General features: G+C 48.5%; 14 protein-coding genes and 1 pseudogene. 5 read left to right on the top strand and 10 right to left on the bottom strand.

From position 1 onward, the window contains the following. Positions 1 to 24 precede the first annotated feature (24 nt). The 4 genes and pseudogenes from U2F10_RS00670 to U2F10_RS00655 form a co-directional block, all read right to left on the bottom strand. Complete coding sequence (locus tag U2F10_RS00670; RefSeq protein WP_499870168.1) at positions 25 to 837, bottom strand: metallophosphoesterase family protein; 813 nt, start codon at positions 835 to 837, stop codon at positions 25 to 27. Beyond that, a complete protein-coding gene (locus tag U2F10_RS00665) occupies positions 834 to 1,634 on the bottom strand; it encodes a GTP-binding protein (RefSeq protein WP_499061482.1) in 801 nt (266 codons plus the stop codon). Before U2F10_RS00665 ends, U2F10_RS00670 begins: the two co-directional genes overlap by 4 nt. Positions 1,635 to 1,640: 6 nt before the next feature. Then, positions 1,641 to 1,775 (bottom strand): annotated as a pseudogene (locus U2F10_RS00660) (SCO5389 family protein); the annotation flags it as partial. A gap of 245 nt (positions 1,776 to 2,020) precedes the next feature. Then, a complete protein-coding gene (locus U2F10_RS00655; protein WP_163659662.1) occupies positions 2,021 to 2,524 on the bottom strand; it encodes a hypothetical protein in 504 nt (167 codons plus the stop codon). A 145-nt stretch (positions 2,525 to 2,669) separates the two neighbouring features. On the opposite strand from U2F10_RS00655, the gene U2F10_RS00650 reads away from it, so the two are divergent. After that, entirely contained in the window at positions 2,670 to 3,674 is a 1,005-nt protein-coding gene (locus tag U2F10_RS00650; RefSeq protein WP_163659660.1) for a hypothetical protein, read from the top strand. 176 nt (positions 3,675 to 3,850) lie between these two features. On the opposite strand, the gene U2F10_RS00645 is transcribed toward U2F10_RS00650, so the two are convergent. Both U2F10_RS00645 and gshB read right to left on the bottom strand, forming a co-directional pair. After that, positions 3,851 to 4,903, bottom strand: a complete 1,053-nt coding sequence (locus U2F10_RS00645; RefSeq protein ID WP_499870166.1) for an ABC transporter substrate-binding protein — start codon at positions 4,901 to 4,903, stop codon at positions 3,851 to 3,853. A gap of 56 nt (positions 4,904 to 4,959) precedes the next feature. Beyond that, positions 4,960 to 5,919, bottom strand: coding sequence for a glutathione synthase (gene gshB / locus U2F10_RS00640; RefSeq protein ID WP_499870165.1), 960 nt, complete (start codon positions 5,917 to 5,919; stop codon positions 4,960 to 4,962). Between the two features lie 219 nt (positions 5,920 to 6,138). Here gshB and U2F10_RS00635 point away from each other — a divergent pair, with 219 nt between their 5' ends. Further along, positions 6,139 to 6,528 carry a nuclear transport factor 2 family protein gene (locus U2F10_RS00635; protein ID WP_163659654.1) on the top strand — a complete coding sequence of 130 codons (390 nt, stop codon included), beginning with the start codon at positions 6,139 to 6,141 and terminating at the stop codon, positions 6,526 to 6,528. A gap of 218 nt (positions 6,529 to 6,746) precedes the next feature. Next, entirely contained in the window at positions 6,747 to 7,445 is a 699-nt protein-coding gene (locus U2F10_RS00630; protein WP_163659652.1) for a hypothetical protein, read from the top strand. 139 nt (positions 7,446 to 7,584) lie between these two features. On the opposite strand, the gene U2F10_RS00625 is transcribed toward U2F10_RS00630, so the two are convergent. The 4 genes from U2F10_RS00625 to U2F10_RS00610 all read right to left on the bottom strand — a co-directional run bounded on the left by U2F10_RS00625 (position 7,585) and on the right by U2F10_RS00610 (position 10,688). Beyond that, on the bottom strand, positions 7,585 to 8,259 hold the full coding sequence (locus U2F10_RS00625) for an HAD family hydrolase (protein ID WP_499870163.1): 675 nt from the start codon (positions 8,257 to 8,259) through the stop codon (positions 7,585 to 7,587). Between the two features lie 163 nt (positions 8,260 to 8,422). After that, complete coding sequence (locus tag U2F10_RS00620; RefSeq protein ID WP_006518885.1) at positions 8,423 to 8,698, bottom strand: ArsR/SmtB family transcription factor; 276 nt, start codon at positions 8,696 to 8,698, stop codon at positions 8,423 to 8,425. Between the two features lie 139 nt (positions 8,699 to 8,837). Continuing rightward, positions 8,838 to 9,566, bottom strand: a complete 729-nt coding sequence (locus U2F10_RS00615; protein WP_163659649.1) for a 16S rRNA (uracil(1498)-N(3))-methyltransferase — start codon at positions 9,564 to 9,566, stop codon at positions 8,838 to 8,840. Positions 9,567 to 9,626: 60 nt separating this feature from the next. Further along, positions 9,627 to 10,688, bottom strand: coding sequence for a PstS family phosphate ABC transporter substrate-binding protein (locus U2F10_RS00610; RefSeq protein ID WP_499870162.1), 1,062 nt, complete (start codon positions 10,686 to 10,688; stop codon positions 9,627 to 9,629). Between the two features lie 652 nt (positions 10,689 to 11,340). Here U2F10_RS00610 and U2F10_RS00605 point away from each other — a divergent pair. After that, positions 11,341 to 12,063 (top strand): peptidylprolyl isomerase, encoded by a 723-nt coding sequence (locus U2F10_RS00605; protein ID WP_499061476.1) that lies wholly within the window; start codon positions 11,341 to 11,343, stop codon positions 12,061 to 12,063. A gap of 39 nt (positions 12,064 to 12,102) precedes the next feature. Further along, positions 12,103 to 15,081, top strand: coding sequence for a peptidase domain-containing ABC transporter (locus U2F10_RS00600; protein WP_499870160.1), 2,979 nt, complete (start codon positions 12,103 to 12,105; stop codon positions 15,079 to 15,081). The last annotated feature ends 4 nt before the right edge of the window (positions 15,082 to 15,085 follow it).

Here is a 15,085-nt window from a genome sequence, read left to right as displayed (position 1 = left end):
GTTATCTCCCCGTTATTTTAGTGTCTAACGCTCACACACATGGCTCGGATCGTCCGCCCGTTCCGCAAACTCCATGCCCCGTGCTAATCGCCATGCAAAAATAGCAGGCAATCCCTTTTCGAGGATGGCCAGACAGGTCCTGGTATAGTCATAGGCAACTTCCCGTAGGGTTACCTGGGTTGTCTCCGTGTCGTAGAGAACATAGGTGGCATTGGGTCGACCGTGGCGGGGTTCCCCCACAGAACCTGCATTAATAATGCGTTTCAGTTCTGCCTGAAACTGTTGAGAACCCTCAGTTTGAGCCGGACTTTTCACCGTGACCGACAGTTTGGTATCCGCTAACTCTCGCACATAGGGAACATGGGTATGACCACAGAACAACACATCGGCATCGGTAGAGAGAACTCGCTCCAACGCGGCAAAGCCATCCATGCTGGGCAACAGATACTCATGCTGACTGTTGGGACTGCCATGGACAAAACACAGATTGTCCCGTTTTAACGACAGGGGTAATGTGGCCAAATACTCCCGCACGTCGGGGCGAATCTCAGTATTAGTCCATTCATGGGCCAGTTTGCCCCGCTGCTCGGCAAGCTGTGAGGGGTAGCTGCATTCACAGGCATTTAACCCTTCCACAATGTCCTCATCCCAACATCCCTGGCAGGTGGGAATCTCCAACGAGCGAATCCGATCCACTACCTCATTAGGATAAGGGCCATAGCCCACCAGATCTCCGAGACAGTAAATCTGATCAGCTTTCTGGGCGTCAATGTCTGACAACACGGCATTCAGTGCCTCGTAGTTGCCGTGAATGCAAGAAATCACCGCGAGTTTCATGCCATCACCTCTTGCTCAGTCTCTTCTGCTACGGTCTCTTCTTCTAACTGCAATTGTTGGTACTGTCGCTGATATTGGAACAACACATCATCGGCTAAACAACATGCCAGCAATGTTTGAGCAATGGTCTTTTGCTCTAAATTACGACCCACGATTTCCACACCACTAAAGCGATCGGGATGGCCCTCTAGCCACCGGGGCAACTTGAGGTCAGTGTATTCAATGCCCGGTAACCCTTCGACAAAATCAATATAAAATGCCTGACCATCTGGCAGTTCAAAAATACCCTTTAAGCGCATTACCTGACCGTAAGCTCCCCCCGTCAGCTCAATTAACACTTCATCCAGGCTAGGGGGATCAAACACTTGCCCCGTCAACGGCGATCGCCATAGGGCCGGTAGCTTGCCAGCACTCGATAATTGGCTATGGTTACTGGGTATCACCTCGTCTGCCCAGTCGTGCCATTCAGACGTCTCCAGTCCGGGGGGCACAATGGCGATCCGCCGCCCAGGCAACGCTGCTAACAACGGTGATTCTAGATCCAGATGAAAACCTAATTCCATAAAAACCTGGGCCTGGTCGGGCAAGTCAGTCAGCACGGTCGCAGCCCGATCGTCCGCAATGATCGACACCCAGGGAAAGCAATAGCCAATCCGAGCCAAATCGACAGATTCCGCCTGTGACCCCGGATACAAATAAAACAGAGGACGTGAAACGTCTTTGAGAAACTGACTAATCCAGGTGGTTTTACCCACCCCAGGAGGACCAGCCACCAACGTCAGTTCGAGGGATTGCATAGGGCACTAACAGTCTTTAAGCTCAGGGGTTTGGTTCAAAATCTGACCGCGTACTGAGATAACGTCACGATACGCGTCAGAATCCAATGCATCACGGTGAAATGCTGCCAGCCTAGGGCAATTCTGCAAGGCTAGCTTGACGGTTTACAACTAGGTTTGCATTATAATACTAGAACGATAATCATTCTCATGTTTTGATTTTAGTTAGGGTTGATGCCGTTGCGCCACCCACGACTGTTGTTGTTCACGCGGCATCGCAACGACAATCTAAACATGGCATCGGTGGATTGTGTTCTCGCAATGACATATTTTTGCACAAACCCTTAACAGACAAGGGGATGCCCCGACGAAGGGTATCTATTGATTATTTTCCATGATCAATTAAATTAAATCTCTATCGTAATTTCGGAAATGGGTTCGCTGCAATAGATGGAAAGCTTGCAGGCCACTTCGACGGCTTCGCGGGGACTATGGCCAAGATGTAGTGCTGCTTTGGCAAAGTCTTCACCAGCGCCAACGGCTTCAAATTCGGGCACTTCGTAGATGTCTAGCCCACCGTAGGTACGGAATAATTTCTGATCGTAGGCAATCAAATAATCATTTTCTGGGGAATGACTAGAATCGCGCTTGTTGATCCATTCACGGAATTCAACAAAAAAGTCAATGACTGCTAAACGACTACCATCCACTGGCCGATGATTACGACTAAACAACTCCATCATGGTGCCTTCATAACCGGTACCTGTACTACCAATAACCATGTCATTTTGCTGGAATAGCTTGTTGTAAATCACTTCCTTATCGGTGGCTTTGAGATACCCAGCTACCAAAATGGAGTCAGACGCAAAGGTAATGACGTCTTTAGTTTTACGAGCAGCAATCACAGTCATATAGAGGTCAAGCAGTACGAACGATACTTTACCAGCTAGCCTGGGCCTATGACCTAAGACAATTGTCACAACAACTGTCACACATATACGATCTCGCCCTAGTTAAACAGCTTAAAATCCTGACAGCGTAGCTGTCGTAATTAAGATGACGCCGGAGTCCCTGGATCAGTTTTTTTCAAAATCACAGCAGCAGGAGTATGTGCACCATTTGTTGGGTCGTGTCGGCCTCACCAGACGGCGGGCAGATTGCTTTGTGCGGCTGTGGGCTTACTTACAATTAAAACAAGCGGACATTTCTGAACCTTTGCAGCAATTAAAGCCTATCGACAATTGGGTGGATTGCACCTGCCGTGAGGCAGCCGCACTGTTTTATGCCGAGTCTGAGCGGGGCAGTGAACGTTCGGCTGGGATGATGCTGGATAAGCTGATGGCGTTGGGGTTAATTCAAAAGCAGTTTGATGGTAATACCATTGCGATCGCAATTCCCAAACCGCCAGAACTTATCCAAACACAGCCTAAACCAGCCCATGTCATCGCCGACCAGTTTGACCCACGCTGCGACGCTATTCCCATCGCCAACCTGCTGGCCAGCCGCTATAACTGGATGAACAATAGCAACACCGCTGTGCCTTATCGCATTACTGAACTATTACGACAGTGGGCCGCAGGCTATAACCGTGGTATGCGCGTATTACGTCGCAGCGATAACCTCAATCCGGTAGGGTTCTGTCTGCTGTATCCCACCACTCGTGATTCCGAAATTCACTTTTTTGGTTCCCCTAACAAGGGCTTACATCTCAGCGGCATTTCTGATGAAGACCCGTTTACCCTAGCCAAACCAGGGGATGAATCCTGTCGTTCCATATTTATCCGTAGCTGGAATATTGCCCCTGAGTATGAAGACCAGGCACTGATACTGCTGCAAGATAGTCAAGTCATATTAAAGGCTATGCAGCAAGACTTTCCAAATCTGTGTGATCTCCACACTCTGATTATTCATCGCCATTATGAACCCCTGGCCACTGCCCTTGGTTTTCAAAAAACAGGGTTAGATAACCAGGCTGCCATTTATTGGATGTACTTGGCCTTGGATCGTTTTCTAGCCATTGACATGGAAGACTTGCCCCATGCATCTTTGCATCTCTCATAAAAAACCATCTAAACAACAACCGTGTAAGTCATTGTTATCCAGATACAAGAGAGAGTTTCTGATGCCAAATCTGACTTTTTACCCCAATTCAAACAAAAGGCTCCTGTAGGGGCTGTGCCTTGTGCCAGTCCCGTGATACCGGATGCTACCCGTCAAGATTCGTACAGGATTGGTGATCAGTTTTGATAGAAGTCTGCACCTTTGTTAACAAACTCCAGAGTATATGCCTGGGTATAGTCAGTGTCGGCACTAAAGATACCTGCTGTAGACATGTCTTCAAAGAACGTTTTCCAGCGCTCATCGGTCATAGCCCCAATGCCTTTGGCCTCCGAATCTCCAGATATGGCAATGCCATATTCCTGCATTTTCTCAAGGCTATAGGCCAGCTGTTCATCCGTCATTTCAGGGTTGTCTTGCTTGATCAGCTCATTGCCCAGGGAAGGATCTTCAAAGTAGCTATACCAGCCCTTGATGGACGCATCGACAAAACGCTGAACCAAATCAGGATCGCCATCAACAATCTCCTGACGGGTTTCAATCGTAGTTGCGTAGGCCGTGTAGCCATAGTCAGCTAGCAGGAACACCATGGGTTCAAAACCGCCTTCTTTAGCAATGGCTAATGGCTCAGAACTTAAATATCCCTGCTGTACCGAGTTTTTATCAGCCAGAAACGGACCGGGGTTGAAGTTGTAGTTACGCTTCATATCGTCGGTAAAGCCATATTTAGCTGCTAAAAAGGGCCAATAGGTAACGTTGGCTGCCTTTGAAATGAAGATAGGTTTACCTTTGAGATCAACCAGGTCTTTAATTCCTTGGTCAGGGTGAGCGATCAGAATTTGAGGGTCTTTTTGGAAAATAGCCGCCACGGTAACTTTAGGTATGCCTTCTTCAACGGCTTTAATCGCATCCGCAGCATAACCCATAAAAAAGTCCACAGCGCCCCCCATCAGCAACTGGGTACCGTTGACCTGGGGACCCCCCATCTGAATGGTGACATCCAGACCATACTCCCTATAGATGTCTGCTGCGATGGCCTGATAGAAACCACCATGTTCAGCCTGGGCGTACCAGTTGGTACCAAAGGTAACCTTTTGCAATTCCCCCGCTGCTGATGGTTCAGCTGGGTTGTCAGTAGTCGTTTCAGCTGTGTTACCACAGGCAGCAAGCAGCCCAGTTCCAGCCGCTAATGAACCGTACTGGATAAAGCGACGGCGATTGAATCTAGCCATTACAGATACCTCCGTATTGTTTAGGACGTTGTACCCCCAGAGAGCACTCCATCCAGCTACTTGGTCAGCCATTCTATGACTTGGTGTCCCAGTTTTACCGTATTCAGGCGATCAATTTCGCGAATTCCGGTGGGGCTGGTGACATTTACTTCGGTCAGGTAGCCGCCAATGATGTCAATGCCGACAAAATATAAGCCATCACGCTGTAGCGTGGGTGCCAGCTGTTTGCAGATTTCCAATTCTCGCTCGGTAATATCCACCTTGGCAGTGCGTCCACCAACCGCCATGTTGCCACGGAATTCTTTGCCGGTAGGAATACGGTTTACGGCTCCTTGCGGTTCGCCATTGAGCAAAATAATGCGCTTATCGCCGTCTTTGGCAGCGGGCAAGTAGGTTTGCACCATGACGGGCTCTTGCCCCTGTTTGGTGCTGATTTCAATCATGGAGTTAAAGTTGCGATCGCGACTACTCAGAAACAAAATTCCTTCACCAGCCTTACCACCTAAAGGCTTAAGCACAGCTTCCCCGCCCCATTTTTCAACCGTCTCACGGATAACCGTTTTATCCTGGCTGACGATGGTCTCTGGAATCGCCCCAATAAATTGCAGAGCATACATTTTCTCATTGGCAGCCCGAATCCCCCGAGGCGAGTTAATTACCTTGGTTTTCGCTGGGTCGATGTAATCGAGGATGTAGGTAACGTAGAGATAGGGCACAGTGACCGGCGGGTCAAGGCGCATAAAGACAGCATCCATGGTGTCTAGAGGTTGCCACTGGCTATCGCCGAGGGTATACCAATCCGCCACAGCATCCCAACGATTGTCGCCGAGAGTAACAGGAACCAGGGTCACAGGCGTCAAATAGGCCATAGCCTGACCCGCAACCACACCCATGTGCTGGGCCTCAGTAATGTAAACCTGGTGACCTAGCTCTTGAGCAGCTTCCATAATGGCGACACTGCTATCGTGGCCGGGGTCTAGCTTAGCAATGGGGTCAATGATAAACGCAAATTTCACGGGGTAGACAAACAAGTAGGTCAGTCTGATCTTGCCATGGGGTGGGACACAAGATAACAGGTAACGTAGGGCCAGTGTTCTGAATTCTGCTGCGAAGTCTAAGAATTTGTAGCGATCACTTACCTACAGAGCATTGACAGAGCATTGACAGAGCATTGTATGTACATAAATCTTGGCCAGAATTGCATTAGAATCCAGAAATTGTGATTTATGTGTCCAATGTCAAACGATCAAACTGCGGTTCTGGAAGCCAATCACGCGTTTTATCGCGCCTTTGAGAAAAAGGATATTGAGGCTATGGAGGCAGTTTGTTCTAAAGGCATTGGCAGCCTTTGTATTCATCCAGGTCGTAAGGCTATTAAAGGCTGGGAAACCATTCGACAATCCTGGATGCAAATATTTAAGGCGACTCGCTACCTGGAAATTGATCTGGATGTAATTTCCGTAGAAACCTCAGGCGATCTGGCCTATGTGGTTTTAGTAGAAAACGTGATGCAAGTTGCTGGTAGTCGACGGTTAGAAGCTAAATCGATGGCAACAAACACCTTTGAGCGTATGGGTGGCCAATGGTATCTGGTGCACCACCACGGTAGCCCGATTGCGGGATAACGTTTTGCCAGATTCCACAAAACTATGATCAAAGGTGTGATTTAGATGGCAGAAAACTGCAACACGGCCACCTTCAAGAAAGGCTAAACTTGGCCCCAATGTGAAAATTGCCAGCGTTCTACACCAGATGGTTGAGGACGAATCAGGCAGCACATTGAGCGTATCCAATGGGCTGATTTCCTGTGAATACCTTATGGTTAGGGGTAGCAATAATAACAATGCTCGGGTGGACAACCACCCTCTATTTTGCTAAGCAGCGACAGGCAAACCAGCAACAGGCATGGCTGTGGTGGCATGGGGCGCAAGCATCTCAACTGCATAACCAAGCAGAATCTATTCGAGACGATGTATTGCAACAAACATTCGCCTTTCGACGTTATTTGGAAAATACCCTCATAGGAAAGAACAGTAATCAGACCGATGTAGCGCAGGCTGAACAGTGGCTAGGGCGATTGCAAGCACTTTATCAAAGCTTAGAACAGCTCAGTAATCAACTATCGCCGCCATTTATAACAGATAGCCTGCCACTGGCGCTCCAGTTTATCGTGACTCACTGGCAACAAACCCATCCTGGGCTCATAGTCCAGCTAAAAAACTCCCCTAGCTGGACGGATTCATCCCTTAATAACAATCAAATAATTCTCTCAATCACCATCAGAATTCTAGAGCTGTTACCCAATGGCGACGACAGCGACGAACAACGACTAGACATAGCGCTAGACCATCAGCAAAATTCTCGCACCCTCACATTGACCCACAGGGGTGGCCAGCCTCAAAATGCAAAATCCTTAGATGTCAAAAAGATTACACACCTTAAAGAAATCTTTCATACTTTAACAAGTGGCAAACTAGACGTTAGCAACCAGGGAAATTCGGTCACTTGCCAGCTGAGCTGGCAGGATCAAGAGAACGGTTAATTGTTGAAAGCTTGCCAACTATAGCAACCTGCTGAATGCATATCGCCCAAGGAGAGGCTACGCCAACAGCAGGCTGCTGCGCCCATAGCTTTTTCTATGTATAGCTTTCAGCAATACCTGGCACTGTGAACTACGGGCGCTAAGCTATATTTTGTAGATAAGATAAAACCTCATGCAGTGAGGAAACAGTGGCTAAGGCGTGCTTTTTTGAATAGTCCGTAGGCGTTTGCAAATCTGGCACCATAATGACCTCCATACCAGCGGTAATGGCAGCCTGCACCCCAGCGTTAGAATCTTCCAAAACCAGGCAGCGGGATGGAGGTATATTTAGCGACCTGGCTGCAGCCAAAAAGATATCTGGTTCTGGTTTGCCTACTCCAGCGTTATCTACGGTGACGATGGCATTAAATCTTGACCAAAGCCCTGTACTTTGCAAACTCAATTGGGCTTCACGGTCACTACTAGACGTACCGACGGCTTTTGGTAAGCCAATCTCATCTAGCCAGTTTAAGAGGGGGTCTAACCCCGGCTTAATCGGGATACCTTGGGCCGCAAGGATTTCCCATCGAGTCATCCAGCCAGTACGAAATTGATCAACAGGAAACTCAGTGCCCAATAGCTGTAGCAACATTTGCTCAGCTAAATCGTTACTACAGCCAACCAGCTGTAGATAAGCGGCCTCATCAATAGCGCCATAACCCAGGTGCATTAACTCATCCTGCCAAGCTTTATGGAAGATGATCTCGCTGTTCAACATGAGGCCATCCATATCAAAAATGATGGCGGCAGGAAAGGTAAATGCAGTACTCTCCATGGGAACCGAGTCAGACACACCGCCATCCAGTGTAGGCCTAACTGAGGCAACAAAACCGTACTGTCAAGGTTGACAGTACGGTTTTGTTCCCCACGGAAATCAGTAATTAGGATTGTTTATCTTGAATATGAGTCTTTTTTTGACAGGGAACTAATTTAGCAGGCTAATAATTAGAGAGATAGGTCTCCAAAATATTGAACTGCTCAGGATTGAGACTATAGTACATCCAGCGCCCCTGCTGACGAGCGGTCACAAGTCCCGCCTGTTTAAGCGTTTTGAGGTGGAAAGACAGTTTCGACTGAGCGATACTGAGACGTTCACACATATCGCCAACACAAAACTCTCCTTCGCGTAGAAGCTCTAATACTTGAATGCGAATTGGTTCTGATAGCGCATGAAATCCTGAAAATACGTGTTCCTGATTAGCTGAACTATGCATGGTGATCGATTGAATAAACACTAAACCCCATATCCAAACGCAGGTAAAGTTGATAATACTCACCTAAATCGTTTGAATTTTTTTCCAAATTAGCCAAGGTTACGACAGCAGGCCATCCGGACAAATACGCGAGATTTGTTTATATCAACTGCTCTCTAACAGATGAGATAATCGCTAAGGCGGTAAGCGAAGCTGTTGTTGCGCGTAATATCCCGGATCCAAGAGAAACTTCTTGGTAGCCATGCGCGATCGCAACCGCGATCTCCTCAGACGTCCAGCCCCCCTCCGGACCAACCACCACTCGAATCGATTGCTGAGGAGAATCGGTCAAAAGTGTCCGCACACAAGGCAATAGCCCAGGTGCATTGACCCTAGCAGCACAGAAATAGTTCCCTACGGACACGGGTCCGGCTTTGATCCATTCAGCAAACTTGATAGGTGGCTCAAGCCTAGGTACATAGCCACGTTCGCATTGTTCAGAAGCTTCCTGAGCGATCCTCTGCCAACGCACCAGCTTTTTAGGACTGGGGTTAAGCAGGGTGCGATCGCTCAGTAGGGGTTGAATATCTGTTACACCTAACTCCGTGGCTTGACGCACCACATCATCAAACCCTGATTTGGGAAGAGCTGCCGCCAACTCTAGTGTTGCGGGTCGAGTCGCTGTCACCAGTGTGGAGAGAATTTGGGCCTCCCCTGAGATGTCCGTTAACTGACTCTGCCATTGTTGCCCCTCTCCATCCTGGGCAATAAACAGATCGCCAGACTTTAATCGCAGCACCCGCTGTAGATAATGAATTTGCTCATCGGTCAGTTGAAAAATATTAGTATTATCCACCCGTTGGGCTGAACTAATGGTAATGCGCTGCATTCGACAACTGTGGCTGATTCCAGCTCTTCTGACTGACAAAATTTGTAAGCTGGATAGGTCTTAACGTACAGGAACAAAGCCCGCCTGCTCAATCAATGTTTGCCCCTCAGACGATAGCAGCATATTCACGTAGGCACGCCCAGCGGTTTCATCGGTGCCACCATCAGCCTTAACAATCACAAATAGACGCCGGGTCAACGGGTAGTTGCCATTACGGAATCCTTCTTGATTAACTGTATTGGCACTATTTAGACAAGCCTTACCAGTTCGCCAGGGTGCGGCAAATGGCGGAATAAAATTATCAGGCTGCTCTTGGGATGCAACCGGAATGGCATAAATTGAACACTGGTTAACGATTTCAGGAGCTGAAGCATAGTAAATGCCCCCTCTATCACCCAGCACCTGGCGCAAACCTGCAGTGGTATCCCCCACAAAGACAACGTTCTCACCATAGGCATCTGCATTGATGACTGACTCTAAGAAATACTTGGCTGTCCCTGCCGCCTCTGGCGAGCGACTATAGGCCTTAATGGGTAGATCAGGACCGCCCACTTCCGACCAATTGGCCACGGCACCCGTGTAGATTGATTGAATTTGTTCAATTGTCAGTCCCTTCTCTAAGTTAAGGTCTGGGTGAACCGCCAGGGCAATTCCATCGATGGCAGCTGGAATTTGCTCCAGACTAAAACCGCGCTGTTGAGCTGCTTGGTACTCCTCTTCTTTTAATGGCCGAGACGATTCTGAAAAGGATAATTGGCCATCTAAAAGCATCTTGATGCCAGTGCCTGAGCCAGGTGCATCGGTAGACGGCAATGTATATCTCAACTGAAAATCTGGAAAAGCATTAGTAATGGCTGCATTGACGGATGCGTGCACTGGAATCCAGGTGGTACTGCCACCATAGCTATATAACCCCTGAGGTACATTCTCGGCACCGCCTAACTGACCTGAATCGGCAGCAGACACAGCACTGACATCACTGCTGCCATCGTTGGACCGGACCACCGGGCTAGAACCACTCCGACCGCCCACCATCCATGCGGCCAACCCAAATATCCCAGCTATCAGCCCAAGGCCAGCCAGGGTAATGACTATCAGCGTTCTATCTTGTTGCTGTTGCATAGCGAAAATAAACCTGTGCCTCAATGGCGATAAAAAATTCCGTATAAGAGCTGCAGATAATCATAAAAGCTCAACTGTGCCCAATTAATCAATAATTATCGAGAAATTATGATGATCGTTAAGAATTCAATACGAATTAAAATATTCACTGGGCTCAAATAGACTATCGATTCAGGGATCAGTGGCATAAATGTACGGAAAAACAACCGGAATAAAAAACCTCTTTGTGAAGAACTAGTTAAATGCACCCATCAGCCCATGGTCTGCTGGAGTGAAGCTAAATTTAATATGAACTTATTGTATATGTCTGACTTCCGTAGCTCTATATCCCTGCCAGGACTGGCTCTCTCTCCATACCTAATCAATACATTCTATTGAGTAGATGATTATTACGTGATTTTAATGAAACAGCTTAATCAAATTCCTGTTTTACTAATCTATAAAATTATCTCAAATCTATAAAATAACGACCGCGATAATTTTTGCGGGTGATAGTTTGGAATGGTCTCAGCAATGGGAATTTTCTCTGATGCTAGTTTTAAGCTGCTAGTCCATACAGATTCATTATTGAAACCACCGCCTATTGACTTAATTTCGTACACTTACCAGTCAGACACAATGATACAGCGCTTAGTCCATCAGGGTTTTAATCATGGCAGCAGTTTTGAAAATTGGTAAATCAGAACTTGATATTCGTACGCTGCTAGAGCAGTTACATCAACATCAGCTTTTGCCCAGACTAGTGCAGGAAGTAGTCGTAGACCAGGCGATAGAGGACATTGAATGTGAGCCCGAAGCAGCCTATAAAAAATTTTGTAGTCAACGGAACTTGCTCACTGAGGAGCAGCAACAAACATGGCAAGATCAAAATAACCTGACTCAAGAACAGGCTTATATGCTGGCTTTACGAGAGGCCAAAATTGCCAAATTTAAGGAAGATACCTGGGGGAATCAGACCGAGTCTTACTTTTTAGAGCGCAAGATTAATTTAGATCGGGTGCTCTATTCATTGATTCGCACTAAGGATCCCAGCCTTGCCCAAGAGCTCTACTTCCGCCTCAATGACGATGGGGGTTCCTTTGCGGATTTAGCTCGACATTATTCTGAAGGTCAAGAAGCTCAAACAGGAGGGTTAATTGGACCTGTTGAGCTGAGCGTGCCCCATCCAATGATTGGCCGGATGCTTTCTGTGAGCCATCCTGGACAGTTGTGGTCCCCCACCCCCATCGGCGAATGGTACGTGATTACTCGGCTAGAGAAGTTTGTACCCGCACAGTTTGATGAGTCCATGCGGCAGCGCCTCTTGGATGAGCTTTTTAAAAAATGGCTCCAAGAAACTACGCAGTCTACAGCCGTCGAACCCCTTTTAGATTGAGGCATCAGCTGCTTACGCACGCAGAGTTCGTATTAAATTATGACTTATACCGCTAGTCCTATCCATCAACAGCTAAGCGACACTAGGCCTTTTGACCAGTTGCCTGCAAAGGTGCTACAGGATTTGGCTGACAACAGCCAACTGTTGCGCTATCGCATGGGTCAGCCCATCCTCAGACGGGAAACCATGCCGCATCAGGTTGTCCTCATTAAAGAAGGACAGGTGCGCCTGCTGGGATACGACCCCTATACTAAAAATCCAATTACGCTAAAACTCTTGGGTCCAGGAGATATTTTGGGTCTGGCAGGCCCAGCTCGTGGGGTCGCCTGTGAGAGTGCGATCGCATCCACCGAAATTGTGGCCGTGGCGATCCCTGTGGCTGCTATTAAACAGCTGGTTCATGACCATCCCAACTTTGGCAACGCCATTCAAAATCATTGCTATTTGGCAGAGCTGTTTGAAATCCTCAGCAAATACTTTGAGAAGCAGGCCCATAATGCCGGTGATATAGCTGAACTCACGGCAAACATTCAAGCGTCAGGTGTTTCCGTTAAAGAAGTCCCCGCCGGTCCCTTAAAGCACAGCGACCTTGACAGCCAAAATCTTTGGTTCATTAGTCGGGGCAACGTTGCCTTCCATGAGCAGGGTGGCCAGCTGAGCCCCACCATGGCCTCCACCGAAGTGCAAAGTGCCAATGGTGCTCGCCTGCTGGGGATTCCCCATGCCATGATTGCGGCCCAGGTTGAAACCAAGGCAGCAGAAATCGTCGAAGATGATCCCTGGGAGGCTGAAACAACGGCTACAGCGATTCCCTACGCCGATGCGCTCCCCCAAGACCTGGGTCCAGAAACAGAGCCCAGCCGCCGCAATCAGACCTATCCCCACATTCGCGCTCGTGGCGAAATCGACGCCTTAATTGCATGCTTTGAAATGTTGTCCAAACATTTTGGCATGCCCTTTAAAAAAGATGTGGTACGCCGAGTCCTGGTTAACCAAAAGGCTCGTTTGGGTCAGGTGTCACTAGCATCCTGCGGAGCCGTGGCTGACATGTTGGGCCTAAAACCCCAGTTGGCTAAGGTACCCGCCAGTGCCATTGGACGACTGCCAAAGTTAGCGCTGATCAAGTGGCGCGATAGCTACGCCCTGCTATATGAAACCTCAGCGAAGAAATACGTCATCGGCTGCCCTGAAGATCGGGAAATCGTCCACCATTCTCCCCAGGCCTTTGAGGAAATTTGGGGGCAAGAGGGGGAAGTACTGCTGCTAGAAACCACGGCCCAAACACCCCAGCAGCGTTTTGGTCTGTCCTGGTTTGCCCCCTCCCTACAGAAGTACAAGTGGATTTTGATCGAGGTCCTAGCCGCCTCATTCTTCTATCAAATCTTTGGACTGGCTAATCCCCTGATGATTCAGGTGATTATTGACCGGGTAATTGTGCAGCAAAGTGTCGATACGCTCCATGTGCTGGGAATTTTCCTGGTGATTGTGGCCGTGTTCGAGGCGATTCTAGGCAGTCTGCGCACCTATCTGTTTGTCGATACCACTAACCGGATCGACATGACCCTGGCATCTCAAACCATTGATCACTTACTGAGGTTGCCACTCAAATACTTTGACCGGCGGCCTGTGGGTGAACTGTCCAGCCGTGTTAACGAGTTGGAAAATATCCGGCAGTTTCTCACCGGTACCGCTCTAACCGTAGTGTTGGATGCAGTTTTCTCGGTGGTGTACATCATCGTGATGCTGATCTACAGCATCAAGCTGACGGTGGTGTCCCTGGCAACCATTCCTCTATTTTTAGGTCTCACGTTTTTTGTTTCACCCATTGTGCGCCGTCAGCTACGGGCTAAGGCAGAGCAAAATGCTAAGACCCAATCGTTCTTGGTGGAGGCGCTATCGGGTATTCAAACGGTTAAGGCCCAAAACATTGAGCTCAACACCCGTTGGAAATGGCAGGATCGCTACAGCCGCTATGTCAGCGATGGCTTTAAGACGGTACTCACATCCACCACTGCCAGCTCAGCTAGTAACTTCCTCAATAAAATTTCGGGTTTGCTCGTCCTCTGGTTTGGTGCATTTTTGGTGCTCGAAGGTGATTTGACCCTAGGTGAATTAATCGCCTTCCGAATCATTGCAGGCTACGTAACCCAGCCCCTGCTCCGTCTGACTCAGCTATGGCAGAACTTCCAAGAAACTGCCTTGTCCTTAGAGCGTTTGAGCGACATTATCGATCATCCCCAGGAGCAAGAGGAAGAGCAGCGTAGCCAGATTCCCATGCCGGATATCAAAGGCCATGTTCGCTATGAGAATCTCTCCTTCCGATTCGGCGCATCGGGTCCGCTCCAGCTATCTAATATTAATGTGGAGTTTCCGGTGGGGCAGTTTGTCGGCTTAGTGGGTCAGAGTGGTTCGGGTAAAAGTACCATGATGAAGCTATTGCCCAGACTTTATGAACCCAACTCAGGCCGGATCTTGATTGATAACTACGACATCAACAAGGTTGAGCTGTACTCGTTGCGTCGGCAGGTGGGTATTGTGCCCCAGGATAGTCTGCTGTTTGAGGGCACCATTCAGGAAAATATTGCCCTGACAAATCCGGAAGCCACGACCGAAGAGGTGATTCAAGTTGCCAAGATTGCCTGCTGCCATGATTTCATTATGGGTCTACCGGTGGGATACAACACTCGGGTGGGTGAGCGGGGGTCTTCCTTATCGGGGGGACAGCGGCAGCGGATTGCGATCGCACGCACAATTCTGCAAAATCCCCGTCTATTAATTTTGGACGAGGCCACCAGTGCCCTGGACTATGACACCGAGGCCCAGGTCTCCACTAACCTGATGAAATGGTCTAAAGGCCGTACAGTCTTCTTTATCACCCACCGACTAGGGGCATTACGGACAGCCGATAACATCCTAGTCATGGACCAGGGCTCTATCGTTGAAGAAGGTACCCACAACGAGCTTCTTGCTCTCAAAGGGCGCTACTACTGTCTACACCAGCAACAAGGGAACGGTTAGTTAA

The sequence above is a fragment of the Leptothoe sp. EHU-05/26/07-4 genome (assembly GCF_043421015.1).
Classification (GTDB): Bacteria; Cyanobacteriota; Cyanobacteriia; order Phormidesmidales; family Phormidesmidaceae; genus Leptothoe; species Leptothoe turfae.
This window is presented reverse-complemented; position numbering and strand designations above follow the sequence as displayed.

Coding starts and splice junctions, on each gene's coding strand:
- U2F10_RS00670 (WP_499870168.1), bottom strand. CDS start 837: ATGAAACTCGCGGTGATTTCTTGCATTCACGGCAACTACGAGGCACTG.
- U2F10_RS00665 (WP_499061482.1), bottom strand. CDS start 1,634: ATGCAATCCCTCGAACTGACGTTGGTGGCTGGTCCTCCTGGGGTGGGT.
- U2F10_RS00655 (WP_163659662.1), bottom strand. CDS start 2,524: ATGACTGTGATTGCTGCTCGTAAAACTAAAGACGTCATTACCTTTGCG.
- U2F10_RS00650 (WP_163659660.1), top strand. CDS start 2,670: ATGACGCCGGAGTCCCTGGATCAGTTTTTTTCAAAATCACAGCAGCAG.
- U2F10_RS00645 (WP_499870166.1), bottom strand. CDS start 4,903: ATGGCTAGATTCAATCGCCGTCGCTTTATCCAGTACGGTTCATTAGCG.
- U2F10_RS00635 (WP_163659654.1), top strand. CDS start 6,139: ATGTCAAACGATCAAACTGCGGTTCTGGAAGCCAATCACGCGTTTTAT.
- U2F10_RS00630 (WP_163659652.1), top strand. CDS start 6,747: ATGCTCGGGTGGACAACCACCCTCTATTTTGCTAAGCAGCGACAGGCA.
- U2F10_RS00625 (WP_499870163.1), bottom strand. CDS start 8,259: ATGGAGAGTACTGCATTTACCTTTCCTGCCGCCATCATTTTTGATATG.
- U2F10_RS00620 (WP_006518885.1), bottom strand. CDS start 8,698: ATGCATAGTTCAGCTAATCAGGAACACGTATTTTCAGGATTTCATGCG.
- U2F10_RS00615 (WP_163659649.1), bottom strand. CDS start 9,566: ATGCAGCGCATTACCATTAGTTCAGCCCAACGGGTGGATAATACTAAT.
- U2F10_RS00610 (WP_499870162.1), bottom strand. CDS start 10,688: ATGCAACAGCAACAAGATAGAACGCTGATAGTCATTACCCTGGCTGGC.
- U2F10_RS00605 (WP_499061476.1), top strand. CDS start 11,341: ATGGCAGCAGTTTTGAAAATTGGTAAATCAGAACTTGATATTCGTACG.
- U2F10_RS00600 (WP_499870160.1), top strand. CDS start 12,103: ATGACTTATACCGCTAGTCCTATCCATCAACAGCTAAGCGACACTAGG.